Raw genomic sequence first — 23763 nt, 5'->3', positions numbered from 1 at the left:
AGCTCCTCGTGAGGATTGGAAGTAGTTCATAGCTCGCCAGAAGTAAAAAAGAAAGCAGATGGACTTGACCTGACCCACAGCATTCACCACTTGTAAGTCAGAGATCCCCATTAAACTACACGAAGACATACTTTTTCGAAACTATTCTGGCACTAAAATCATAAGTATTGGGCACTAGAGTCTCCTTATCATGGCGCAACTCTTTGTTAAACGCAAACTACGGGGCTAAAGCCAATAGCAAAACGTTAACTCGCAGCATTGTTTGTGTAAATCATCCAGCAACACCCCGTCGGAAGTCGAGCACTCAATGAGCATGCACAACGGCCTCAAGTGCTTTATAGATAATGCGTCTCTGGTTGGACATGTCTTTCAAGATAGCGGGCGATGATTACTAATTCAAGTTCGGGGGGTACTGTCATGCAGCGGCTGGCCAGAAAACAGATGTCCCGCTTAACTTGTCAGAAAGTGTCAGGATAATCCTGTCCGGCATTGGCCTCGGTACAGGTGTTGGTATAACAAGTCTTGCTCGCCCTAGAGGCAGAGCAAGGCTTGCCGATAGGGCGTTCCAGCGGAAAGAATTATCGTTCAGCCATGCCCCGTAGGTTTGTGAAAACTTCTCGAGCGGGGCGTCCCTTGCCCGCCTCAAAGCTCTTGCCGGAAAGGCTGAGAGCTTTGAGCATGGCAAGCGTTTCCTGCATGCGCTCTGATTCATGAATGCCCAGCACGGCCTTAGCCTCGCCATTCTGGGTGATTACAACGGGCGGCGCAGCTTTTTCTTTGAAAGTGCGAATAATTTCTGCAAGGTGCGCCTTGACCGCACTAATTGGGCGTACTGCTGTGCTGCGTTGCATATTCACGCTCCTTTAGCCAAATAAGTGCTGAATTTGGTTCTATTGGTCAAGTTGGCTTCGCGGTACCGTGCTCTGGATTTTGCTTGCCAATCAGTGAAGGCTTGTCCTTGTTCATCAGAAAGTAGCCTGCCAGAATAGAGAGGGCCGGGGATTTCCCCGGCCCTCTCTGCTACATATCTCAATTATCCAGCTGGCTGCTATGCCTGACTCGGGAATGTGGCCGCTGCAGAATTCCACCTACGGCATACTGCATCGCGGCTGCTCAGAGCTTGTACTTCGAGCCTCGGGTAGGGTATGCAATGAAAGCGCATACATACTCACGGGTGATTTCTTCGGCATCTACCTAGGCTTTCAGGCTTGAGGGAGCTTCACACTGATCACCAACGGATTGTGGAGTGCCTCCGGCCTCTGCGCGAAAGTGATCGGGATACGCTTTCGAGTGGATGGATCACTTCGGAGGTTAGGGTCTTGGCTGAATATGAACCCAACCCACTGTTTGGCTTGAGATTGTCGACGCTAGTAGCGGTGGGGGGGATTGAACAGCGCTTTTAACCTGCAACGAACTTGATCTCATGCAACCAGTGCACTTGCATAAGGATAGAGGGGAACAAAGATGAGCATTTTCAAAAGACGCATCTCCACTGCAGGGTTAAAGGCTCTCCATGCAATGGCGAACGATGCCGGTGAAAACTGGTGGAAAGATTTACTTTCACTCTGGCGTCCCAGCGGCCAGCCCTGCGGAAAGGATGGCCTTCGCCTAGCCATTCGCGACGGCTATTTGAATTTTTACTTCCATGGACAGTCGATCGCCAAAGTGTGCTTCGGCCACGGTGGAGTTCCACGCATAGAAACCCATGTAAAATATGTGGCCGAGGGACAACCGGTCCAAGATCATGCAAAATTGGTAGGAAATCAGATTTCCCTACCACACAGTGACATGGTACTGCCTTATAATGGGGTGCGCACTATGCATGAATGGATAGACCGAGCTTCCCAATACACACACAATGAAAAGCGTTTTGTAGATGAAATTGTGGCGGCCAATGAATCCGTTATTGATGTTGAAATGGCTTTGACAGCATGGGGAGAGCGTACCTCAGCCCTGCGGATGGATTTTGTTACACTAACGCACAAATCTTGTGAGGCTCGTATTACCTGCTGGGAAGCAAAACTCTTGAGCGACGCTCGTCTCGTCTCTGAAACTGAACCTAAAGTTCTACGGCAAATACAGAGCTATAAAGACTTTCTCAATGTGCAGACCCATCGTGAACATGTCAAAACCGCATACTGCGAAACTTGTAAGCTCCTAGTGCAGTTCAAGGGCATGGCGGAACGATGCGGTCACCCCGGTGTTGTTCTACCGGAAGCTGTCACCCGTGCTGCGAAAGGGACATCAGATCTCACCATCCATCCGGGCTTGCACCTGGTCATCTTGAATGACTCCGCAAATGGTGAACGAGCGAATTGGTCTACGCACGAAGCAAAGCTCAAGCAGCACGGAATCGACCCCATCTATTTTGAAGTATCTGACGCCCATCAGCGTCGCCTACCTGAGAACATCGCATGAGCGACGTTCGCATAACCATTCATCGTGCGGCTTCAGAGATTGGTGGCAATTGCATCGAGATCACCAATGGAGATGGGGCTCGCCTTATTCTCGATGCTGGCAGGCCCTTGGACGTACCAGAAGGTTTAGAGCCACAGCTCCCAGCCAGCCTTGATCTTTCGAAACCTGTTGAAGGGGTTCTGCTCTCTCATCCGCATCAAGATCACTATGGACTTCTCCAACAGCTGCCAACCTCGTGGCCGGTCTTTTCTGGAAAAGCCGCTGCTAAGCTCATCAAACTGACCTCTGAGATCATACACGAACCAATCACCCGCTCGATCTCGCCATGGCTCAGCGGTAGCCCATTTCAGGCTGGGCCGTTTCGTATAACGCCTATGCTGACAGACCATTCCGCGTTCGATGCCTACATGATTCAGGTCGAAATAGCTGGAAAGAAGATCCTCTACTCTGGAGATTTTCGAGCGCACGGTCGCAAGAAGGTGCTGGTTGAGCGTATGATGTCGTTACCCCCAAAGAAACTTGATGCGCTCATCATGGAGGGGACAAACCTCGGTAGTGATAAGCCCTGCATAAGTGAATCAGCCCTTGAGGAGCAGTTCGTTGACCTTTTTCAAAAAACCACGGGTAGAGTGTTCGTTGCATGGTCCGCGCAAAATCTTGACCGAACCGTCTCGCTCTATCGTGCTTGCAAGAAGACAGGCCGCACGCTTGTAGTCGATCTCTACACAGCAGAAGTACTCGAAATGCTTGGCGAGCATGCAAAAATCCCCCAGCCTGGATGGCCAAACCTCAAGGTAGTTATCACCAGCAGACTGTCTGAATTCTATCGGCGAAAAGGGCGTGAAGATGTGACGAAACGTATGGTCAAGTATGGCATGTCCGCCCAAAGGCTTGTTGAGACGCCTGGGCAATGGATTGTCATGACACGACATTCGCTTTTAGGCGATTACGAGCGCAAAGGCGTGATCCCGGATGCTAACGATGCCTGGGTGTGGTCCATGTGGGGCGGGTATCTTGAAAAAGCACCAGGGCAAGGAGTTAAGGCATGGTTTGATGGTTTTGGTACGCCTTCCACCCATTTGCACACCAGCGGTCATGCCTCAACTGCGGACCTTAAAGAATTCGCGCAGAAGATGAACGCCAAAGTGTTGTTACCCGTGCATGGGACAGCCTGGATACCGGGTATGGATGGCTTCCCTAACATTGCCAAGCTAGATGATGGGCAAGAATTCTCAATTTGACGGCTGACCATCCCCCCCATTTTCCTGCAGCATGAGAATTTCCTATTTCGTTAGACATCTACCAATGGCATTCAGCAAGGGGTTCTTCTGCACTGTAGGTCACATCGTCGCTCTTGATTATTTCAATAAGGGCACCTGCTTCGATCTCAGACAGATCAGCCATGTCTTTGCTGAAATGCATCGACGATAATGCTTCTGCGTCAACACCATACTGCACAGCCAGGCTGAACACGTAGGATAACAATTGAGGGGATGCTTTGTGTGGTTTGTTAGGACTGCTCATTGTCAAATAATACTGCGCCCCTCATTAAAAGGCATGCCTGTTGGGGGAGTTTTCATCGGCCATGCCGGTGTACAGGTCGGCAGGGCACACCGAAGATCTGGCCTGCCGTTGTTTTCGCCGTATCCGAGGCTGGTATTCAAAAAATCGTGATGCGCTGAGGCTGAGTCAGGTTCGAAACGCAAAAAAGCGTTAATGCTCATGGCCTCGCAATCTGACTGGGCGAGCAGGTAGGGGGGGACTCGTACCTGCCCAAAAAGACTTCAAGCTCGAATGCTGGAAAACGCATGGCCTGCCCCATTTATGACAGATACGTCTGCCGATGGGGCCGGGTCTGCCAGTTTATTCAAGACTTGCGGAGTATACACAGTAGCGCCTTTTACCAAGACGTTTTGCCTCATACATGGCCACATCGCCCTGTCGCACCAGGTCATCGCGCGCAAGGCCCGGCTGCTCTGCCAGCGTGATGCCAATGCTGGCCGAAAGTCCGGCAAAGGCCTCGTGGCCGTCAAACGCTTCGTCCATGGCGACCAGAAGTTCCTCGGCGCAATTGCGCAAAAGAGCCTTGGAACATGACTCGGGAAAAAAGGCCGCAAATTCATCGCCGCCCAAGCGCGCGATCACCGCGTCGCGTAGGTGTTTTCGCAAGATCTGGGCCGTAAGGATCAGGGCCTTGTCGCCCGCATGATGGCCAAATTTATCGTTAACGTGCTTGAAGTTATCCAGATCAATATAGGCCAACCCCGCGCCTGCAGACAGCGTGGCCGGAATGCTCCTGAAAAAATAGTGACGGTTGAAAAGTTCAGTGAGGTCGTCCGTATTTGCCCGCAGCGTAAGGCGTCGTTCAATCTGTAGCTGCCGGGTCACATCGCGATAAATGCAGATCATACCTATAACATTTTTAAAAATATCTAAAATCTCGCTTTCGTACATATCAATGTGCTTTTCGAGACCGTCTACGACTGAGCGCATGACCACATGCCTGCCGTTGCGGGAAAACCCCAGGCGTTCCACTGCGCGCTGACGCAGAACATCGCGCGACTCACCAGCAATGTAGTCGGTGGAGCCAATGCCAAAGAGTTTTTTGAACCGATCGTTGAAATTGACGATATGCTTGTTTGAGTCAAGAATCATGACCGGATACGGAATGCTTTGCAGTACAAGATCAAGCTCTGCCGTCATGTTTGCAAGGTCTGTCACATCATGGGCAATGCCCACGGTTCCCATGATACTGCCATCTGCATTGAAGAGCGGTGCCTTGCGAGTTTTGAACTGGCGCATTCCCTGTGGGGCCTTGATCACCTCGTCAAACTCGCCCGGCTCGCCCGAATTCATAACAATCTGGTCTGTTTCAAGACAGACAAATTCGCCCTGAGCGTATTCTTCCGGCTCAAGATCCCAGATAAAATAGTGGCCGCGTCCCTCAACAAGCTGACGGCTTTTGCCCACAAGGCGGCAAAAAGCCTTGTTCACCTTGACGTGTGAGCCCTTGGCGTCCTTGACCCATACAAGGTCGCTAGTCAGGTTTATGATTGTTTCAAAGTGCTGGGTGGTGAGTTCGTGCTCTCTGCGCTGCCGTACGGCATCCAGCAGCCGCGCCACGTAGAAGTCATACCGACTGGCACTGGCTGATACAGGCCAGAGATGATCAAGCAGGGACAATAGTTCTACTGTCGGCTCCCTTGCCCCGTCATCCACAAGAATAAACTGCGCACCGCTTTTTGCGGCTTTGCGCATGGCAGGCAACTGTGCAAGAGCTGTCCCATCAAGCAGCACGATGTCGGCCTCAGCGAGGTTGGGCAAGGCCGTCGCGTCCTGCCCGCATTTGGATTCGCAGGCGGCTGTTATGACGTGAGTAAAGCCGGGATGCGCGCTGGCACGACGCAACGAGGACTCAAGCAATGCATCAGTACAGTGCAGAAAAATGTGCAACATGTGGTGATACATGACTGACCTCGCAAATATTTCATCTATGAAGGCTTTAGTTTACACCATTTATGTGCAAAACACAATGGGGAAACAAAAAGTCTGTGGCTTCGACATTGACTATGTATTTCTTATGTGACTAGTAGCTCCTTGATGGAAGCGCCGATCAGATAGATAGAGGGATAAATGCTTTTACGTTGCGATGCCCCTGGCTAGTGAACGGGCGGCCTGGAAAAGGCTATTGAGCCCTCCGAGCTTGGCGTTCGGCAATATGGACTCTCATCTGCGCAGGATGCGCAGCAGATGCTCTTTCAACATATCCAGCGCCTTTCTCATCGGTTTGAATAGGTCTGTTAAGGCTGCTTATTGTCGAATCCTTTCCGTATGTGCATTAAGCTTGTTTAGCAGAGGGGTATCGCTGTATGGCGATACCCCTCTGGGGGCTATTGCAGCGTGTATGTTTTCAGTTTGCTTCGCAGATAGGCGATAAACGATTCACGTGTATAGCCAACCTTGGAACCAACCCGTATCTTTCCACATGGACCGATATGAAGGGCGTCGTTGTTGCTGAGCGTTTTGGCAGAGATAAGCCCGCCAGTGGCACGTGATGCTTCAGCCCGCGAGACCATAGGGGGCAGCTCGCGTTCAAGAGCTTTGAAAAAGTCTTCCGTAACGAAGCCTTGGGTAAATACTGAATCGATGTGTGGGGATTTTTGTTGCATGGGTACCTCTTGCGATGTGCTGTGGGCCGATAATGGTAGCGGAAGGAATGCATAGTATTAGTACGGCAGCGCTGAAAATATAGCCCTTTGCCGCTATGTAACGAGTTGGCTCAAGCATCGCGGTCACTGTCCCGGTAAAGCTCCCAATCGCGTTTAAGCATCTCTTCAATCGCACTTTCGTCGTCAGTGCTTTTTGAAACTGGAGCAGACGAAGGTACATTGGAGATGTCGTGCTGACGGTGGTGATCATTACGAAACCGGTCGTCGATGAAATGTTCTGCTGTTTCTGTTTCTTGCGGAGGGGAAGCTACACCGACGTTGTTTTGCTGCAAGTTGCGCGAGCCCAGGCCTTTCAACGAAGAGGACGAAACCCGGCTACCTTTAGGAAGAGATTCTTTGCCTGAACACTTCGCAATATAACTGCCCATGCGAACGGCCTCATCCCGCTGGCTTTCGAAGTCAGGGGAATTGCGGTCTATGAACAAGCCAGCACCCTTGTTGCTTTCGCAATAGTGGACGAGGCCCTGATTGTTCTTACCGTCGTCAGTTTTAAGGTGCCTACTGACTTGGTTGTTTAACTCATGGAAAATGCCGTAGCCATTCTTGATGGCATTACCATTGCACGAAATTTGAAGGTGATAGTGAGGGTGCTCAGACATACACGTTTGTTCCTGGGTCCAGATAGATTGAATATCGGGAACATTCTTTCCATGCTTGTGCCGATTATTGATGTTTCTCTTCGTGTTTTCAATGATTCTTGTAATATCTCTGCTAGTCAAATAGGTGTCTGAGCCTTGAGGGCTATGGACGTCAATTCTGATTGCAAGCACCTTAGAATGTTTAGCTGCCATGCGTTCTGCCATATCAATCAATTGGTCGATTGTTGTCTTGTAGAAGCCATCTTTAGTCTTTTCTGATTCAAAAAGGGAATAACCTCTGTACTTTGTATCTTTGATTATCTTGCTGCGCATGTTGATTTATCTCCGTGAGTTTAGTGTATTCATGTGTATTACAGTCGTTGTATTATTTTACATGTCATTGCCTTGTGCCTATGCTATTGAACAGTATTGGTCTATTATCTATATTCTTTCTTACTACCAATAACCGGGGTCTATTTTTGCGCATAACCGTAGTTATCAAAGATGATTTCGCATGAAATGCGCTGAATTTACTTGCGTGCAAAATTGCGACAAAGTTGTGACTGCGACAAAGTGTGCAATTGCAACCATGCTATGGAGCATAGCTTCCTGGCCTTTGTTGTAGGTGGTATCGTTTTGTGCAGATCACTGAGGGAAATTTTTCGAGAACAAAACGAGGGGCACATCTGACTGACCACTAATATAGGGCTACCTCTCCAATTTCTCCACTCACTATCCGCTATGCCTTTTCTGTCAGTAATGGTTTTTCAGGCAAATCTGACTAGCTTATCAAGTTGATATTTATCGACATATTGAAAAGGCGCAGTTTGTGGACACGCATCGTACTCAAAAAAGGCGCGCAAAAGGCATGGACATGGCAAAGTAAATGACATGGACATGGACAGCATTGGAAACGCAACTGGGCCTGAACCGGCACAACAGAACAAAAGTGCCTCCCATATGGAAGGCACTTTCGTTGTATATGCGGCTATGACACCAACGACTTCTCAAAACTACTGCCGCCATAACATGGTCATGATTTGAAGTAATAGGTGCTTTTGCCTTCTCCCTTTTGGGAAACACGGTTGATTTCCAACAGAGATTTCAGCACATTGAGAGTTTTTTTTGTCGTGAACCCAGTGATCTTTTCAAGATCGCTCCGGCTGTAGGATTGGCCTTTATTCATGGTATCAAGCAACTTCTGGGCATCAGGTGGCAACGGTGTAGAATCAACGGGGAAATTTTTTGGTGTACCTTCAACGATAGGAGAATCTGAACTCTTTCTGGTAGGTGTGGGCATCTCCCCTTCAACAAATTCCCAGATTCCGCCAACAGGCAGTTTGTACACCATCTTCCGGCGTTCAAGCTCCGGGGCAATTTTGCATTTTTCAATGGTCATTCGTACCACAGGACCATCGCCTTCAAGGGCCTCGGTCAGATCCTGACTTAACGGTTCATCATTGCCTTCATCGTCTTTACTTATTTCCTTTTCAAGCTGATCACGGCCTTCAAGGTGAATGACATTCTGGCACAGGCTGGCAAGATCTACAGGCCCCTTGAAATCTTTGCCTGTTTTACCGGCATGGTGCAGCACAATGACGCCAATACCAAGCTTTTCTATCCTGTGGATAAAATCAAAGAACGGGGTGGAATTACTTTTTGAAGCTGTCGGGGCGAGGGAAAGCAGATTGTCGATGACTATGCATTTGACCCCAGATTTTTGCAGCTTGCCTATGAGGATTTTCTGCGTTTCTCCGTCAAGAATATTAAGCCCACCCTTGGCAGAAATCACAAAGAGGTTTTTGTTCAGAAGAGGAAGAAATTCTTCACGCCCCTGCAGAAGCTGATTTACCCTAGGCTTAAAGTCAGAGCCGACCTCGCCATCAAGATAGCACAGCGTACAAGGAGCAGAGGCTGTAAAATAGAGGTAGGGTGTTCCCGTGGTCAAAGATGTTGCCAGTTCAATACCCAGCCAGCTTTTTCCCGCATTTGAAGCCCCCCAAATCAAGGTGGTATACTGCGGAGTAAACATTTGCCTCACGGCCACAGGGACGTCATCCTCTCTAGGAACGACATCGGGCAGCATCTCGAACGTGACAATTTCAAAATCCGTCTGGCAGGATTGTTCTCCTTCTATGCATATAGGGGCTTTTTCAAGGAGCAGCACGTTCTTTTTCCATGATGCCATATCTTCAATCGGAATGGCCTCGCGCCTGATGCGGGCAACCAGTTGTGAAGGCAATTCCAGCGTGTCAAGGTTAGTCGTCTTGGCAAGCACGTTATCCTGCATTTCCGGCTTATATGAGGAAATATCCGGAACACCCCCTTGCACTATGGGCCATGGATAAACATTCACGTCAGTAGCACCATTCTCAAGGCAGCGTTTGATCAGCAGGTCAACCCCATCCCAGCCTTTTTGCCCAGGAGTGGATACGATGGTTACGGAATGCCCAGCCACATCACTGAGCAGAAGGCCTTTTGGGGTTTCTTCTCCACCGGCAAAGCCCGACACAATCACACCAGTTCGTTCAAAAACATGTCCCTCACGCGCTGCATCCCGAAAAGAAATAGCCACTTTGATGTCCACGCAGATGAGCACGGAGGCTTTGGGGTGGCGAACAATCATATCACGTGACAGCAGATGCGCAACGGAGGCTTTCATGCCAATCTTTAGTGAATCTTTGCCCTGCTCGCCAGTAACGCGGACTGCGAGAGCAAATATGTCATTTTTACCATCAGAGTAATGGCACACCGCCTGCATTATGGAGTCGTCTAGATCCCGCTGAATGTCCATATGTAGACGTTTGAAGTTGATGGCACCCACAACGATGCCCTTCGGGGTTGCATCCTCAACTTGAGCTTCCTTCGAGTACTGAGCCCTCTGCTGGGTGGCTTCAGGAAATGCGCTATAACAAAATTCCGGCTTCAGACACATCAGTTTTCCCAGAACCAAGGCTGAAATTACAGGGCCACGATTCAGCTTTTTCACGACCCACGGCAAGAAATCTTCCAAGCGTGAATGAGACTGCCAAAACTTGGCATCAGCATCATTGCCGCCAACGGCACGGATGATTCTGATTTTCGTCCAGCCGTTCAGGGAAGTAAACTCGTAGCCGACCAGCGATACATAGAAGGCAGCCTGCTGGCTGTCCATCATGCATGCAGGAATGCCGGAGCGATCCAATTGCTGTACGATCTCAGCCACCTTTTTCGGGGTTATCTCGAAAGGATGGTCTTTTTTGTTTGCAGAAACAGTGTGCAGGGTATGGGAAGGCGGCAGCTTCCATCGCCTAGCATAGTCAAGCACGTCAAAAGGAGGTTTTTGTGAATGGTCGTGTGAAGGCACAACCGTTGCCGTGGTATCAATAGTTTTTCCGGCAACCGAGGCAGGAATATTGTCATGACAAACGAGCTGGCGAACTCTGGTGACTGGTTGGCCTGTTTCAGTCGCCTCCTTGACCATCTCTCTATAATCAAAAGCCATTGTTTCCTCCAGTGCCAGGAGAAACAGGTGTCACCCTGCTTCTCCTGGCATTCATCATCTAGGATTTTTTGGGGTAAAGGCGGGTGGTCAACACAGGCTTCCAGTCCAGCCGACATTCGATATGGTCGATTTTAGCCATATCTTCAGGGGGAAGCTGCAATATGCTGTGTACTTCTTCTTTAAACTCGGAAAGCGCATCACGCATCTCGGAGTTCATCATTTTCGTATCATAGCTTTGATCACTAGCAATGTTCTTGCTAAGCGGTGCGGTAGGTTTCATATTTGACATCTGAGTTTTCCAAAATAGCACTCCCAATTTTACTGGGGTGGTTATGGGGTGGCGTTTCCGCAAAAAGTGAGTGGCAAGTCTGTCAAGAGCCGAAGTCTTATTGATAACCACGGGAACGACGCGACATTGGCTCGCCGTCCTTTCCAAGGTTGTCTATTCAATTGGCAGAGAGTTTGGGCTTAATTCTTTTGACTTCTAGCCTGTGTTATTTAATTTACTCTCATTCCGACCCTTGCCGATGGGAGGGAGAGCCGCTACGTTCTAAGCATCGGGGGCGATCTGACGCGATTGCATGTAGTTGACGACTTCTGCCTCGGAATAGCGGACAAGACGAGCGCCAATTTTTACATATGGAAAACCTGTTCCTTTGAACCGTTGCTTCTGAAGAGTCGATCTGCTTATGCCAGTGAGGGCTTCAACCTGTTTTTCAGTAAGCCACTGATTTGGCCTTAATTGGACATTTGCCACAGACATTTTCATCACCTCCTTTCAATGTTGCTTGCATAGTAGCATCCGGTGCTTGTTAAAGCACTGTCATTTTACTTTCATTTGAAGAGGTGTCTAAATAATTTATTGTGTTATTGCGGCGTGTTGTGCGAAATATCGCTTGCAGTGAACTTACCATCAGCTTGGAGCTAGTGAGATGGGGCTTTCAAAACGTCTATCGGGGAGGCAGGTTTGCGAAAAATTAAGCATTCCGCTGCTGAAGCTGGCAGAACTTTGCCACGCCGGGAGGTTGGCAGCCTACCGCTTTGAAAATTGGCATCAGATTTTGGCTTCGAGCCAGTGCAACACAAAATTTAAGTATTTTGGAAATACAATCTTTACTATAACGCCACACAAGACCACTGGCATCATTGCAATCAGTAAAAAGGCAACTGAAGATTTTAGTGTATATGTTGATAAAAAACTTACTTATTCCGGTAAGCAGGAAAACAGTACGCGCCATAAAAATAAATTTATGGAAGCAATTCTTAAGGCTTCAATAGAAAATACAACTCAACGGCTGCAAAATATCAGGGAAATGCAGATTAAGTTTTGTGATAGTGAGTATGTAATTTATTACAACAACCTGACGGTTAATCCTCTCTCTCGTCCTGCTGGCATCGGTAGTGAGGTTGTCAGGCTATATGGAAATGGGCAGGTATTTTTTGAGGTGAAGGAAGAGGAGGGTGAGATCTATCTTGAATATCTTGAATTGAATGGGCACGGTAATGGATGCATAAAGAATTGTGCAACAACGTTGTGTATAGAAAAAGAGCAAGACAGCTTTGGAAACAATAAGTTTGTGTTGTCTCGATATGACAGTAATGTAATACAAGTTGAAAAAATTGATCCATTTATAAATAGAACATGTAAACAAGTTGTTGATGAATACAAACTAAAGAGAAAAGATTCCTATTTGCGTGACTGCGAATACCATCGTGTTTATTTACACCAATGCGCTATTGATTATTTTAACAAGGAAGACTTGTCGTATTCAAAGCCACTAAGTCATGAGATGGACTTTTTTATTTTTGATTTTGATGAATACAAAAAGCGTTTCCATTTTTTTGAAGATGAAGAAGAAGTTCGGAAAGAATTTTTCAGTTACCTAGAGAGGCTGATGTTTGATGAAAATGAGATTTGTACCGTCCTCGAATATGACGTAGCGAAAAAATCCATCTCTGATGACCCCAAACAGTACATGCTAGATCGTTGTAAAGAATTGAAGGAAATTTATAAGGACAATGAAGAGAATCTAAAGATAGTGAAAGCGTATATGTTGGCGGTTGAAGGCCTTACATGGGCAGAGATAGATCCAGAAGTGTGGGACCATAGTAAAGACAAAGGTAATAGCGAAACTTTTGTAAGCCGAAATCTAATGGGCTTTAAGAAGATAGCTGGGGATAATAAAATTCCTTTTATTGCAGCCAAAGTATGGAAAGGTAAGGGGAATAACAAGTGCATAGATAAGGAGTCAATTGTAAAAGACATGCTCGAACAGCTAGCAACGTTTTATGCAGGAGAATAACGTTCGTCTTGATATGCAGGAAGATTTTTTAGGGGGAGGGACAATCCCTCCACCTCCAGCACGCTTGTAGTGCTCGAATAGCGGTAGAATTGTTTAGAAATCTGTTGGAAATGCTGCCCCCGGAAAGGGCTTGCCCTGTCTTTGGTGTCGACCCCTTTTTCAGTGGTGGTAGCCCGGTGGTAGCCCAACGAAAAAAGCCCTCACAGTGATTAGCTGTAAGGGCTTGATTTCTTTTGGCTCCCCGAGACGGACTTGAACCGCCAACCTAGTGATTAACAGTCACCCGCTCTGCCAATTGAGCTATCGGGGATCGTTCAGGCAAGGAAGTGTTTACGGAAAATCAGGGGCAAGGTCAAGCGAAAATTGCAAAATTTTTTTGCTCAACCCTTGATGCACCGCAAAAGTTTTTTCTGGTAGCGCTCCGCCTCGCTGTAAACGCAGCCGCAGTAGGGCTGGCGGTAGAGCTCCATGGCCTTTGAGCGGTCGATGCCTTCCTGCCAGTCCGCGCGAAAGTCGCGATAGGCAAAGCCCGGCGCGCCCTCCTGAGCCGCCAGTTGCTCACCTGCGGCCTTGATGACCTCGTGGGGCTGATAGCGCGAGTAGAGCAGGCTGCTGCTCACCCAGGCAAAGCCCTGCTGCCGCGCAAAGGCAAACGCTGCCTGCATGCGGCTTTCGCAGCAATAGGCGCAACGGGCGGGCGGCGTGTCGCGCCCCGCCACAGCGCGCAGCCAGTTGGTGATGTCCCAGGTTTCATCGGCGTAAATGATTGGCACGCCCAGACGTTCGGCGCATTGTCCGGCGGCCTCGCGGCGGCGCAGATATTCTGCCAGCGGCTGAATGTTGGGATTCATGAACCATGCGGTTACGGCAAAGCCTTCGTCCAGCAGGCGCGTGATGGGCATGACGGCGCACGGGCCGCAGCAGACATGCAGTAGCAGGCTGTTGGCGGGCAAGGGATTTGCGGGTGCAGCATCAATGGAGCCTGCCAGAGCAGAGCCTGCGGGTGCGGAGTCAGCGGGGGAGTGCTGTGCAGAAAAAGCAGCCGGGGTTTGCTCCCCGGCTGCCATGCCGTATTCTAAGGACGAACCATTATTTCCAGACATTTACCATAATCCTGCTCAATCTCGCGCAGGGTGTCGCGCTTGTGGTTCAGCAGATAGAGGGCCAGTTCCGGGCTTGCCGGGTATACGCATTTTTCCTTGGGTTCAGCGCTGACCATGCGGCGCAGTTCGCGCAGGGCCTGCAATGCCTGCCATTCAATATTGCGGCGCATGCCTGTGCCGCCGCAGGCGGGGCAAGGCTCCAGCGAGATAGCCAAAGCCGAGGAGCCAGTGCGCTGGCGCACCAGTTCCAGCAGGCCAAAGGAACTCATGCGGGCAACATCGTGCCGGGCACGGTCGTTCTTCATGGCTGTGCGCAGGGTTTTTTCCACTTCAAGCACATGTTTTTTGTCGCGCATTTCAATGAAGTCGATAACCACCTGGCCGCCGATGTCGCGCAGCTTGAGGTGGCGTGCAATGGCTTCCGCAGCTTCCATATTGGTTTTGTGAGCCATGGCCTCAAAGTTGCCCTTGCCGGAAATTTTGCCCGAGTTGATATCGATGGCCATGAGGGCTTCTGTCTGGTCAAACACCAAGCGTCCGCCAGAGGGCAGCAGCACCTCGCGCGAATAAATCTGCTCCAGCTGGCGGCGCAGATTAAAGCGCTCCCACATGGGCGTGCGCATGTCTGTGTGCACCCGCACAAGATCCTTGCGGCGAGGGAACAGCAGGTTCACCGTGTCGCGCACGCTCTGCGCCACTTCGTCATTATCAACCCAGATTTCGCACACGTCCTCGGTCAGATAGTCGCGCACGGCACGCTCTGAAAGGCCCGGCTCCTGATAGATAAGGGTCGGGGCGGAAACCTCGGTGGCCTTTTTGCGGATATCGCGCCAGACACGCTTGAGATACTGCAAATCATTCTTGAGCGTCGTCTTGGTGGTTCCGGCGCTGACAGTGCGCACAATGACGCCAAGCCCCTGACCGGGGTCAATGCCGTTCATCATTTCACGCAGGCGCGAACGCTCGTCGTCGTCATCCACCTTGCGGGAAACGCCGATCTGATCCTGCCCCGGCGTAAGCACAAGGAAGCGCCCGGCAAGGGAAAGCCATGTGGTCAAAAACGCGCCCTTGCTGCCGGTGGGTTCTTTGACCACCTGCACCAGCACTTCCTGACCGGCTTTCAGCACCTTCTGGATGGGCGGAAACTTCTTGCCCTTGGAGGGTTCGTGGTGGGCCAGCCAGTATTCGGGATGCACCTCGTCAATCTGGAGGAATCCGTTCTTGCCCGCGCCGTAGCTGACAAAGGCGGCCTGAAGGTTGGTGTCGATGTTGTGGATGACACCCTTGTAAATATTGCCCTTGATTTTGCGCTGGTGCAGCATGTCCAGATAGTATTCCAGCAACTGGCCGTCTTCAGCCAGGGCTACTTCTACCTGTTCGCCGGGCAGCACGCTGATGAACATGCGCCGCTTGCCCTTGGGGGCTTCGGCAGGAGCCTTGCCAGCATTGGCGGGCTTGTTGCCCTCAGCGGATTTGCTGTTTTCGGCAGGCTTGCCGTTTTCAGGCTTGTTCTGCTGTTGTTGCTGCTGCTGAGGCTTGGCCTGTTTGGCGGGCTTGCTTTGCCTGGGGGCGTTCTGGGGGCGCGTATTCTGCGCACGGCTGGCCTGTTCTGGTGCATCATCGACCAGATCAAGAGCGTCATCATCGTCGAGGGGGGCCATGCTGGCCTGGTCCTCGGCGGTTTGCGCGCCATCCTGCCCGTTCAGCTCTTTTTTGCGGTTGCGGCCACGCCCGCCACGACGTCCACGCCTGTTCTTGCGGCGCGGGCCATCCCCGGCAGCGGCCTCGCCAGATGCCTGGGCAGAACCGCTTTCAGCGGCCTGTTCTGCACCCTGTTCCGCCTGGACGGCAGGTGTATCGGCGGCCTTGTCCGTGGGCTGGCTTGCGGCCCGGCTTGTGTTTTGGCTCGCGTTTTGGTCAGCAGCCTGTCTGGGGCTTTGCCCACGTTCCGATGCGGGGGCGTTCTGGCGCGGCGTTGCGTCTGCGGGCTTGTCTGAAATTTGTTCCGACGCCAGATTTGCGCTCGGCTCAGCCGCTTTTACATGGGCTTGTGCCACAGGGGCCGGGCTCGTGAGAGCCGCAGAAACCGCGGGTTTGTCTGCTGCGAGGCTCGCGGCCTTGGGGGCTGTGTCTGCAGGCGTTGCGTCAATGGTCTGCGCAGTTGCCTGAGCCGTGCTTTTTGCCGCTGCTTTTGCGGGCCGACCTTTGGGAGCCTTTGAGGCAGGCTTTTGGGGAGCGGCAGATTTTTGCTGTGTGGCTTCCTGCCTGGAACCCTCAGACGCTTCGGAAGCTTTGGCCGTGGCAGTGGATTCCGGCGCGTTGGCTTCTGCGGCCTTGCCCTTGCGGGGCGTTGCGGCTTTGCCAGCAGTCTTGCCCGCAGCCTTGGCAGGGGTTTTGGCAGAAGATTTGCTTGCCGTTTTGCCAGCAGCCTTGCCAGCAGTTTTTGGGGCCTCAGCAGCAGGGGTCGCAGCTGACTTGGGCGCTACGGCATCTGCCGTGCTGCCAGAAATTTCTTTGGAGGCGTCGGCCGATTTTTTGGCCCTGGCGGTAGTCGTCTTTGCTGTTTTGCCCGCGCTGCGGCCTGCGGCCTTGGCAGTGGCGGCGGCTTTTGCTGCCGTGGTCTTGGATGAAGCTGATTCGGCCTGGGCGGCCTTGGAATCGGAAGCGCCTTTAGAATCAGAAGAATCCTTGGCGGGCGTTGACTCGGAGGATTTGGACGCAGCCTTGCCGGAAGCTGTTTTGCCAGAGGCTGGTTTGGCTTTGATGCGTGTTGTGGTTGAACGTTTGGGTTTGGAAACTTCCTGCGACGATGCATCCGTGGCTGGCTGTGAAGCGGCCACGGGGGTGTCTTGGTCTATGGTCATGAAAATCCTTTTGCTGCGGGGCGCTGAGCCTCCGCGAAAATTTCAGCCAGCATGCCATGCACTTACGGGAATGTGCCGTATTTGCTCCGCCGCAGCGCCAACAAGGCGCGCGAAGGCGGCAGCATGCTAATCCGCTTTTTGGAGAGTACGTTTTTTTTGAAAATATGCAAGCGGGCAGGGGCGGGGCGGGAAAATGCGGGAGGCAAGGCTGCATCATGTCATTATAACATGCTGCGGAGGCAGAAGAAAAATTGTTGAGGCGGGCGCGGAGCTGGGGCAAGGGCCGCATCCGCCGAAGTGCATCCTTGCAATGCGTTCCGGCAGATGCGGCAGGCGAAAATCAGTCTTCAAGCATCTTGAGTTCGGCGGAGAGCTGGCCCGAATTGGAGCGCAGCAGCACGTAGCCGCCCTGCGCCAGCATGCCGGGGTTGACCACAAGGGTGCGTCCCACGCGGTCCATGGCGCGCGATTCGTGGATATGCCCGCACAGGCATATGTCCGGCTGGGCTTCTTCCAGAAATTCGCGCACGGCAGTGGAGCCTACATGAATGCCGCCGGGGATCATGTCGCAGGCGGTATCCTTGGGCGGATTGTGCGAAACAAGCACGCTGTGCGGATAGTGGCGGGCTTTTTGCCAGCAGGTTTCAAGCCACGCGGAGAATGCGGATTCCGGAAATTCGCTCGGCGTGCCAAAAGGCGTAAATGTGGAGGCCCCAACTCCAAAAATGGCGATTTCGGGCGTAAGCTCACGGGTGACGGCGTGGAGGTTCCAGCCTTTTTCGCTCAGCCACTGGTCGACTTCAGGCCTGTCCATGTTGCCGATCTGGGCCAGCACGGGGATGTCGTGGACGCACAGGGCGTTCATGACCAGCTCTGCCTGCTTGACGCCGCCGGTGATGGTCAGGTCGCCGGTAACGATAATGCCGTCAGCCTGCGAGAGTTCCGGTATCTGGGCAAAACGTTCAGGCTCGTCGTGGATGTCGCCCACGGCGATCCAGAGAAAATCCTGAGAGTCGGCGCTTGGCATGGTATTGCTTCCTTTGTTACAGTGGCGCAGGTGTTGAGAATGCCACACATTGCACCACAAGGAAAGAGCCGCTTGCCCTCCAATGCCACGCCCCCCGCGCCTGTGCCGCCCAGCCAGTCAGTGAATCAGCCGGATGCTCCGCCAACGAGTTTGGCGGGCAATCTTTCTGGCGAGTTGTCCGATGCTACGGCTCAGGCCAGAAACGATGTGCGTAAAGTTATGCGCCGTCTGCGGGCGGAGCAGTCGCCCCAGTTGGCCGAAATCCGCAGCGAGGCGGCGCAGAGCAGGCTGATGGAATCCGCCCTGTGGAAGAATGCCCGCTCCGTGGCCCTCTATGTGGGCGTCAGGGGCGAGCTTGGCACGCAGGCCCTGCTGCGCGCAGCGTGGCAGGCCGGTGTGCTTGTGTGGCTGCCGCGTGTGCGGCGCAGCGAACCGGGATTTATGGATTTTGTGGCCTGCAGCGGCCCGGATCAGTTGCGGCCCGGCCCTCTCGGCCTGCTTGAACCGCACGATTCCCTGCCCGGTTTCGGGCCGGAAGCAGCGGGCGGCAGCGGCGCGGGGGAAGCACACCCACTTGCCCCCGATCTTGCGCTCCTGCCCGGCGTGGCCTTTGATCTCGCTGGCGGGCGGTTGGGCTATGGCGGCGGCTATTACGACCGCTTTCTGGAAAAAGGATTCACCTGCCCCCGCGTGGGCCTGTGTTTTGAATTTCAGCTTGTGGAATCCCTGCCCCTGGCCCCCTGGGACCAGCGGGTCAACTACATATGTACTGAAGAGCGTATGCTGTGTCTGTAAGCTATATTCCCTTTGTTTTCCCCGGTGTTCCGCAGGTGCGTTGCGCCTTTCAGACCCGCGCCGGAGGCGTGAGCCTTGGCGAGTTTGGCGGCGGCAACATTGCTTTTACCGTGCAGGATAACCCCGAACACGTCATTGCCAACCGCCGCAGCCTGCTGGAAGGCCTGCGCCCGCAAGGCATGACCGCCTGGGCCGAACTGATGCAGGTGCACGGCGACGGTTTTGTTTTTGAGCCGGAGGCCGTGGCCTGCGAAACGCCCGTCACGGCGGAAGGCGACGGCATGGCCACAGCGCGTCCCGGCCTTGGTCTGCTTATTAAAACGGCAGACTGCCAGCCCATCCTTATTGCCCACAAAAGCGGCGCGTATATCGCCGCCATGCATGCGGGCTGGCGGGGCAACCGCTGCGATTTCCCCATCACGGGCGTAGCCCGCTTCTGCGAGCGTTATGGTCTTGAACCGCGCGATCTGCTGGCAGTGCGCGGCCCCAGCCTCGGGCCGGGCAAGGCGGAATTTGTCAATTTTGACAAGGAGTGGGGCGACCCCTACCTGCCCTGGTTTGACGCCAGCAGCAAAACCATGGATTTGTGGGGCCTCACGCGGCACCAGCTTGAGCGCGCGGGTCTTTTGCCGCGCAATATCTACGGGCTGGACATCTGCACCGCCAGCAACAACGAGCAGTTTTTTTCCTACCGCTGCGCCAGACGCTCGGGCCGTCAGGCCAGCCTTGTGTGGATAGCAGCCTGAGCCATTGACAGGCCGCAGGGCCGCGCCTAGAGTGTTGGCGGCATTGGTAGCCGGGTAGACCGGCTTGAAAAGGGAATCCCGTGAAAAACGGGAGCGGACCCGCCGCCGTAAGGTTCTTAACCTTGCTCCATATTGCGCCACTGGAAACGGGAAGGCCGGAGCAGGGGAACCAAGCCGGAAGACCTGCCATGCCCCAAGGTGCGCAGTCATGGAATGACGGCACCACGGTGCGGCATTGGCCGCCCCACGGCAACGGGTTTTTGCCGGCAGGACAGAGGAAATACGGGCCTCTTCCACCACGAGTGGAAGAGGCTTTTTTTATGCTCGCGCGGCGCAGGCCGCCACTGGGCAAGGGTCTGACCCCTGAGGTCAGCCAACGCTTTGGCCCGCGTGTGCCCCCGCAGGCTACGGCCAGAGGGCTGGCATGACCAGAACGACCGCATCTTCTCACTCCTCCTTCCCGCAGACCCGCAGGCTGTGGCCGGTTTTTACCGGTCTTGTGGTCGTGTGGCTTGTTTCGCTGCCGCTGGCCTGTTTGCCGGGGCCTGTGCCCTTGAGCACACAGAGCGTGTTTCGCGCTTTGGCGGCATTGGCAGGCTTTGCGTCCGCACCCGATGATCCGGCCCTGACTGGGGTTGTGGTAAGCATCCGCCTTGCCCGTGTGTGCCTGGCCGCCCTGTGCGGCGGCGCTCTGGCTATGGCCGGGGCAGCATTGCAGGGCGTGTTGCGCAATCCGCTGGCTGATCCTTTTACTCTGGGCATTTCTGCCGGGGCTGCCTGCGGGGCCAGTATGGCTATAGCCCTTGGCGGGCCGCTGGTGGCCATGCTGGGGAGTATTCCGTGGTTGGGCGGCGTGCCGGGGCTGGCCGGGTTCAGTCATGCCGGGCTGGTGGCCCCTGCGGCCCTGATCGGCGCGCTGGCGGCCCTTGGCTGCGCACTGTGGCTGGGGCGCGGAGATGGTGCGTTCAGCCGGGAGAGCATTATTCTTGCGGGCATTGCCGTAGCTGCATTTTTGGGGGCGCTGGTGGCCCTTGTGAAGGCCCTCAACGAGGAATCCGTAACCAGCATCGTGTTCTGGATCATGGGGTCTTTTCAAGGCCGGGGCTGGAGCAGCCTGCCCCTCTTGCTGGCGACCCTTGTACCGGGCTTGCTGGCAACGGCCTTTGGCTGGCGCGCCCTGGACGTGCTTTCCCTTGGGGATGAGCAGGCCGCCCAGACAGGCCTTGATGTGGGCCGCGCCCGCCTGTGGCTGCTGGCCGGGGCAAGCTGCATGACCGCGGGCTGCGTGGCCGTGGCCGGGGTGATCGGCTTTGTGGGGCTGGTGGTGCCGCACGTGCTGCGCCTGCTGCTGGGCTGGGGGCACGGCCCCTTGCTGACTGCGGCCTTTTTCGGCGGCGGGGTGCTGCTGGTCTGGGCGGATGTGCTGGCCCGTTGCGTGCTTTCCGGCGGGCAGGAATTGCCCGTGGGCGTGGTCACGGCCTTGCTTGGCGGGCCATTTTTCGCCCTGCTGGTGCGGAGGCGCTGATGCTGCGGCCTGACCAAGATATTCGTCATGAGGGGCGCACTGCACCGCCTGTGCTGCGTATTGCCGGGGTGCGCGCCGGATACGGCGGGCAGAGCGTGCTGCGGGACGCGGGCTTTACCCTGCACGCCGGGGAGTGCGCCGCCCTGCTTGGCCCCAACGGCAGCGGTAAAACAACGCTGCTGCGCACCCTTTCGGGGGTGCTGACGCCGCAGGCTGGCGCCATTGAGATTCAGGGCCGTCCGCTGGCAACATTGAAGCCGCGCGAGCGCGCCCGCATGGTGGCCGTGGTGCCGCAGCGAGGGCAGTTGCCGCAGGGCCTTACCGCGCGGCAGATGGTGCTGCTCGGGCGTTTTGCCCACCTTTCGTGGCTTGGAGCTTATGGGCGGGAAGATTATGCCGCAGCAGACCGGGCGCTTGAAGAAACCGGGGCCGCGCCGCTGGCGCACCGCAGGCTCACAGAACTTTCGGGCGGCGAGTTGCAACGGGTTTTGCTGGCCCGCGCCCTTGCGCAGGAAAGTCCGCTCCTGCTGCTGGACGAGCTGGCCGCAGGGCTGGACTGGGCGCGCATGGTCGATCTGTTCGACCTGCTTGAGCGCCGCCGCGCCGCAGGAGCCTGCGTGCTCATGGCCGTGCACGACTGCAATCTGGCGGCTCTGTATGCCACGCGCCTCATGGGGCTGCGGGATGGAAATCTGGTTTTTGACGGGCCGGTAGCAAATGTTTTTACCGAGGAGAATCTTGGTGCGCTCTACAACATACCCATCTGCGTGTTGCCCCACCCCCGGTGGGGACTGCCTCAGGCCCTGCTTGCCAGCGCAAAAGGCCCGTGGAGCGGGGAAAAAACTGCTAGCCCGGCTGCCCCTGCTGATGCTGCTGATGCTGCTGATGCTGCTGAGCCTGATGCTCCGTCTGGTTATGTTCCCGGCAGGAGCGCAGGCGGCCAACTCTGAAAACAGCGAACGCCGTGATTCCGTCCCTATTGTCATCACGGACGACACGGGCGCAACAGTAACCTTTGCCCAACCCGTCAAAAGGGTGATCGCCCTGTACGGTGCGTTTAACGAGATTTTTCTGGCTCTGGGCGCTGGCGACCTGCTGGTGGCGCGCACCGCTGCCGACGGCAATCTGCCGGAGCTTGCGGCCCTGCCTGCCATTGGCACGCACATGCGCCCCAATGCCGAGCTTGTGCTGGCGCAGCAGCCGGATGTGGTCTTGCAGCTTGAAGGCCGCAGCGAAGCCCAGACCCAGACCGAGAATCTGCGTTCTTTGGGGCTGAACGTACTGACATTTGAAGTAAATTCCTTTGAGCGGCTGTTTGAGGTGACGGAAATTCTGGGGCGGCTTGCCGGGCGCGAGGATAAGGCCCAAACCATCGTAAACGGCTGGAAGAGCCGTGTGCAGGCATTGCGCAGCCGCAATGCTGGCAAGCCCGTGGCGCGCGTCTTTTACGAGGTGCGTTATCCCAATCTGCTGGCTGCCGGACGCGGTGGCATCAGTAGCGAGATACTGGCCCTTGCGGGGGGCGAAAACGTGGTGAGCGACGGTAAAAAACTGGTGCGCTACAGCGAGGAATCCCTGATTGCGGCAGACCCGGATGCGTACATTATTCAGAAAGGTCCCATGAATCCTGAACCAACGCCTCTGGCCGAGCGCGATCATTACAGGGATTTGCGCGCTCAGCGCGCTGGCCGCGTACTAATAGTTGACGAAGAGCGGTTTGCCCGCCCCGGCCCTCGCGCCCTGGATGCGGCGGAAGAGCTGGAAAACTGGCTGCACCGCTAATCCCATAAATATTTCAGAGTATTGTAAAGAGAGCAGGTAATGAACGGAATTCTCTACGGCGTGGGCGTCGGCCCTGGCGCGCCCGATCTTTTGACCCTGCGGGCAGTCAGGGTGTTGGGCGAGGTGGATGTTATCCTTGCGGCAGCCTCGCCCCGCAATGACTTTTCTGCGGCGCTGGACACGGCGCGTCCGCACCTGCGGGCTGATGTGCGCGTATTGCGGCTGGAATTTCCCATGACGCGCGACCGCTCCATGCTGCGCGAGGCATGGCGCGTAGCTGCTCAAACTACCAAGGACGTGCTGGAATGCGGCCAGAGCGCCGCCTTTCTGACCATTGGCGATCCGCTGGTGTACAGCACGTTTGGCTATCTCATGCGTACCCTTGGCGAATGCGCGCCGCATCTGGCGGTGGAGGTTATTCCCGGCATCACGTCTTTTCAGGCGGCAGCTGCCCGCACCCGCACCGTTTTGTGCGAAAACGGCGAGACCCTGCGCATCATACCGGGCATCAACAGCCGGGAGAGTCTGGAGGATTCCCTCCAGCAGAGTGATACGGCTGTTATTCTCAAGGCCTATCGAAATTTGCCCGCCATTGCGGAAGCCTTGGGCGCAACCAACAGGCTGGAGTCGTGCGTGCTGGCGAGTCATGTGGAGCAGCCTGCGGAGAAGGTCTGTCAGGGACTTGGCGGAGCTTGTGCAGCGGGCGAGACACCGCCCTATATGTCGTTGATTTTAAGCCGTAAGCCGCAGGTGTAGCCCTGCGGCACAGGGAAGGGCTGGGAGGGTAAGAAAAGGCGGGAAGAGTTTGGTGGCGGGGTGGGTGAGCCTGTCAGGCTGATTTACGCAAACCCGACTTTTACGCCCTGAATGCGTCAGCGCCGGGATTTTGATGCTCACGTACTTGAGTAC

Annotated in this window: 19 protein-coding genes, 1 tRNA gene and 1 riboswitch; of the genes, 9 read left to right on the top strand and 11 right to left on the bottom strand. The window is 54.3% G+C overall.

The features are described from left to right. Positions 1-578: 578 nt before the first annotated feature. Positions 579-851 (bottom strand): type II toxin-antitoxin system Phd/YefM family antitoxin, encoded by a 273-nt coding sequence (locus NE637_RS09940; protein ID WP_256267709.1) that lies wholly within the window; start codon positions 849-851, stop codon positions 579-581. Between the two features lie 613 nt (positions 852-1464). Between NE637_RS09940 and NE637_RS09935 the strand changes: the two genes are divergently transcribed. Together NE637_RS09935 and NE637_RS09930 are read left to right on the top strand one after the other, a co-directional pair. Further along, complete coding sequence (locus tag NE637_RS09935) at positions 1465-2418, top strand: hypothetical protein (protein ID WP_256267708.1); 954 nt, start codon at positions 1465-1467, stop codon at positions 2416-2418. Next, positions 2415-3659, top strand: a complete 1245-nt coding sequence (locus tag NE637_RS09930; RefSeq protein WP_256267707.1) for an MBL fold metallo-hydrolase — start codon at positions 2415-2417, stop codon at positions 3657-3659. The genes NE637_RS09935 and NE637_RS09930 overlap by 4 nt, the downstream gene beginning before the upstream one ends. A gap of 622 nt (positions 3660-4281) precedes the next feature. On the opposite strand, the gene NE637_RS09925 is transcribed toward NE637_RS09930, so the two are convergent. The 6 genes from NE637_RS09925 to NE637_RS09900 all read right to left on the bottom strand — a co-directional run bounded on the left by NE637_RS09925 (position 4282) and on the right by NE637_RS09900 (position 11472). After that, positions 4282-5886, bottom strand: a complete 1605-nt coding sequence (locus NE637_RS09925) for a sensor domain-containing protein (protein WP_256267706.1) — start codon at positions 5884-5886, stop codon at positions 4282-4284. A gap of 422 nt (positions 5887-6308) precedes the next feature. Beyond that, positions 6309-6587, bottom strand: coding sequence for a hypothetical protein (locus NE637_RS09920; RefSeq protein WP_256267705.1), 279 nt, complete (start codon positions 6585-6587; stop codon positions 6309-6311). Between the two features lie 110 nt (positions 6588-6697). Then, the gene (locus tag NE637_RS09915) at positions 6698-7558 is read right to left on the bottom strand and encodes a YagK/YfjJ domain-containing protein (protein WP_256267704.1); all 861 of its coding nucleotides are present in this window, start codon (positions 7556-7558) and stop codon (positions 6698-6700) included. Between the two features lie 700 nt (positions 7559-8258). Next, positions 8259-10709 (bottom strand): AAA family ATPase, encoded by a 2451-nt coding sequence (locus tag NE637_RS09910; RefSeq protein WP_256267703.1) that lies wholly within the window; start codon positions 10707-10709, stop codon positions 8259-8261. 58 nt (positions 10710-10767) lie between these two features. Continuing rightward, positions 10768-10998, bottom strand: a complete 231-nt coding sequence (locus tag NE637_RS09905) for a hypothetical protein (protein WP_256267702.1) — start codon at positions 10996-10998, stop codon at positions 10768-10770. Positions 10999-11259: 261 nt separating this feature from the next. Beyond that, positions 11260-11472: a helix-turn-helix transcriptional regulator gene (locus tag NE637_RS09900; protein WP_256267701.1), complete on the bottom strand. Its 213-nt coding sequence runs from the start codon at positions 11470-11472 to the stop codon at positions 11260-11262. 169 nt (positions 11473-11641) lie between these two features. On the opposite strand from NE637_RS09900, the gene NE637_RS09895 reads away from it, so the two are divergent. Then, positions 11642-13012 (top strand): hypothetical protein, encoded by a 1371-nt coding sequence (locus tag NE637_RS09895; RefSeq protein ID WP_256267700.1) that lies wholly within the window; start codon positions 11642-11644, stop codon positions 13010-13012. 234 nt (positions 13013-13246) lie between these two features. On the opposite strand, the gene NE637_RS09890 is transcribed toward NE637_RS09895, so the two are convergent. The 4 genes from NE637_RS09890 to NE637_RS09875 all read right to left on the bottom strand — a co-directional run bounded on the left by NE637_RS09890 (position 13247) and on the right by NE637_RS09875 (position 18006). Continuing rightward, positions 13247-13322: transfer RNA gene (locus NE637_RS09890), tRNA-Asn, on the bottom strand. Between the two features lie 70 nt (positions 13323-13392). Beyond that, positions 13393-14115, bottom strand: a complete 723-nt coding sequence (locus tag NE637_RS09885; protein ID WP_227119203.1) for an epoxyqueuosine reductase QueH — start codon at positions 14113-14115, stop codon at positions 13393-13395. Then, positions 14088-16979: an Rne/Rng family ribonuclease gene (locus NE637_RS09880; RefSeq protein ID WP_227119204.1), complete on the bottom strand. Its 2892-nt coding sequence runs from the start codon at positions 16977-16979 to the stop codon at positions 14088-14090. The genes NE637_RS09885 and NE637_RS09880 overlap by 28 nt, the downstream gene beginning before the upstream one ends. Positions 16980-17319: 340 nt before the next feature. Beyond that, entirely contained in the window at positions 17320-18006 is a 687-nt protein-coding gene (locus tag NE637_RS09875) for a metallophosphoesterase (RefSeq protein ID WP_192113854.1), read from the bottom strand. Positions 18007-18045: 39 nt separating this feature from the next. On the opposite strand from NE637_RS09875, the gene NE637_RS09870 reads away from it, so the two are divergent. From NE637_RS09870 to cobI, 6 genes are all read left to right on the top strand, one after another. Further along, a complete protein-coding gene (locus NE637_RS09870; protein WP_227119205.1) occupies positions 18046-18801 on the top strand; it encodes a 5-formyltetrahydrofolate cyclo-ligase in 756 nt (251 codons plus the stop codon). Continuing rightward, positions 18792-19547 carry a purine nucleoside phosphorylase YfiH/LACC1 family protein gene (locus tag NE637_RS09865; protein ID WP_192113856.1) on the top strand — a complete coding sequence of 252 codons (756 nt, stop codon included), beginning with the start codon at positions 18792-18794 and terminating at the stop codon, positions 19545-19547. Before NE637_RS09870 ends, NE637_RS09865 begins: the two co-directional genes overlap by 10 nt. Before the next feature lie 26 nt (positions 19548-19573). Continuing rightward, a riboswitch (cobalamin riboswitch) is annotated at positions 19574-19752 on the top strand. 219 nt (positions 19753-19971) lie between these two features. Continuing rightward, the gene (locus NE637_RS09860; RefSeq protein WP_227119206.1) at positions 19972-21072 is read left to right on the top strand and encodes a FecCD family ABC transporter permease; all 1101 of its coding nucleotides are present in this window, start codon (positions 19972-19974) and stop codon (positions 21070-21072) included. Next, positions 21072-22022 carry an ABC transporter ATP-binding protein gene (locus NE637_RS09855; RefSeq protein ID WP_227119207.1) on the top strand — a complete coding sequence of 317 codons (951 nt, stop codon included), beginning with the start codon at positions 21072-21074 and terminating at the stop codon, positions 22020-22022. The genes NE637_RS09860 and NE637_RS09855 overlap by 1 nt, the downstream gene beginning before the upstream one ends. Next, on the top strand, positions 21973-22854 hold the full coding sequence (locus tag NE637_RS09850; protein ID WP_227119208.1) for an ABC transporter substrate-binding protein: 882 nt from the start codon (positions 21973-21975) through the stop codon (positions 22852-22854). The genes NE637_RS09855 and NE637_RS09850 overlap by 50 nt, the downstream gene beginning before the upstream one ends. Before the next feature lie 39 nt (positions 22855-22893). Then, the gene (gene cobI, locus NE637_RS09845) at positions 22894-23610 is read left to right on the top strand and encodes a precorrin-2 C(20)-methyltransferase (protein ID WP_227119209.1); all 717 of its coding nucleotides are present in this window, start codon (positions 22894-22896) and stop codon (positions 23608-23610) included. The last annotated feature ends 153 nt before the right edge of the window (positions 23611-23763 follow it).

This window comes from Desulfovibrio desulfuricans (genome assembly GCF_024460775.1).
Classification (GTDB): domain Bacteria; phylum Desulfobacterota; class Desulfovibrionia; order Desulfovibrionales; family Desulfovibrionaceae; genus Desulfovibrio; species Desulfovibrio desulfuricans_E.
Note: the sequence above shows the minus strand (reverse complement) of the source record. Positions and strands in the feature narration are given on the sequence as shown.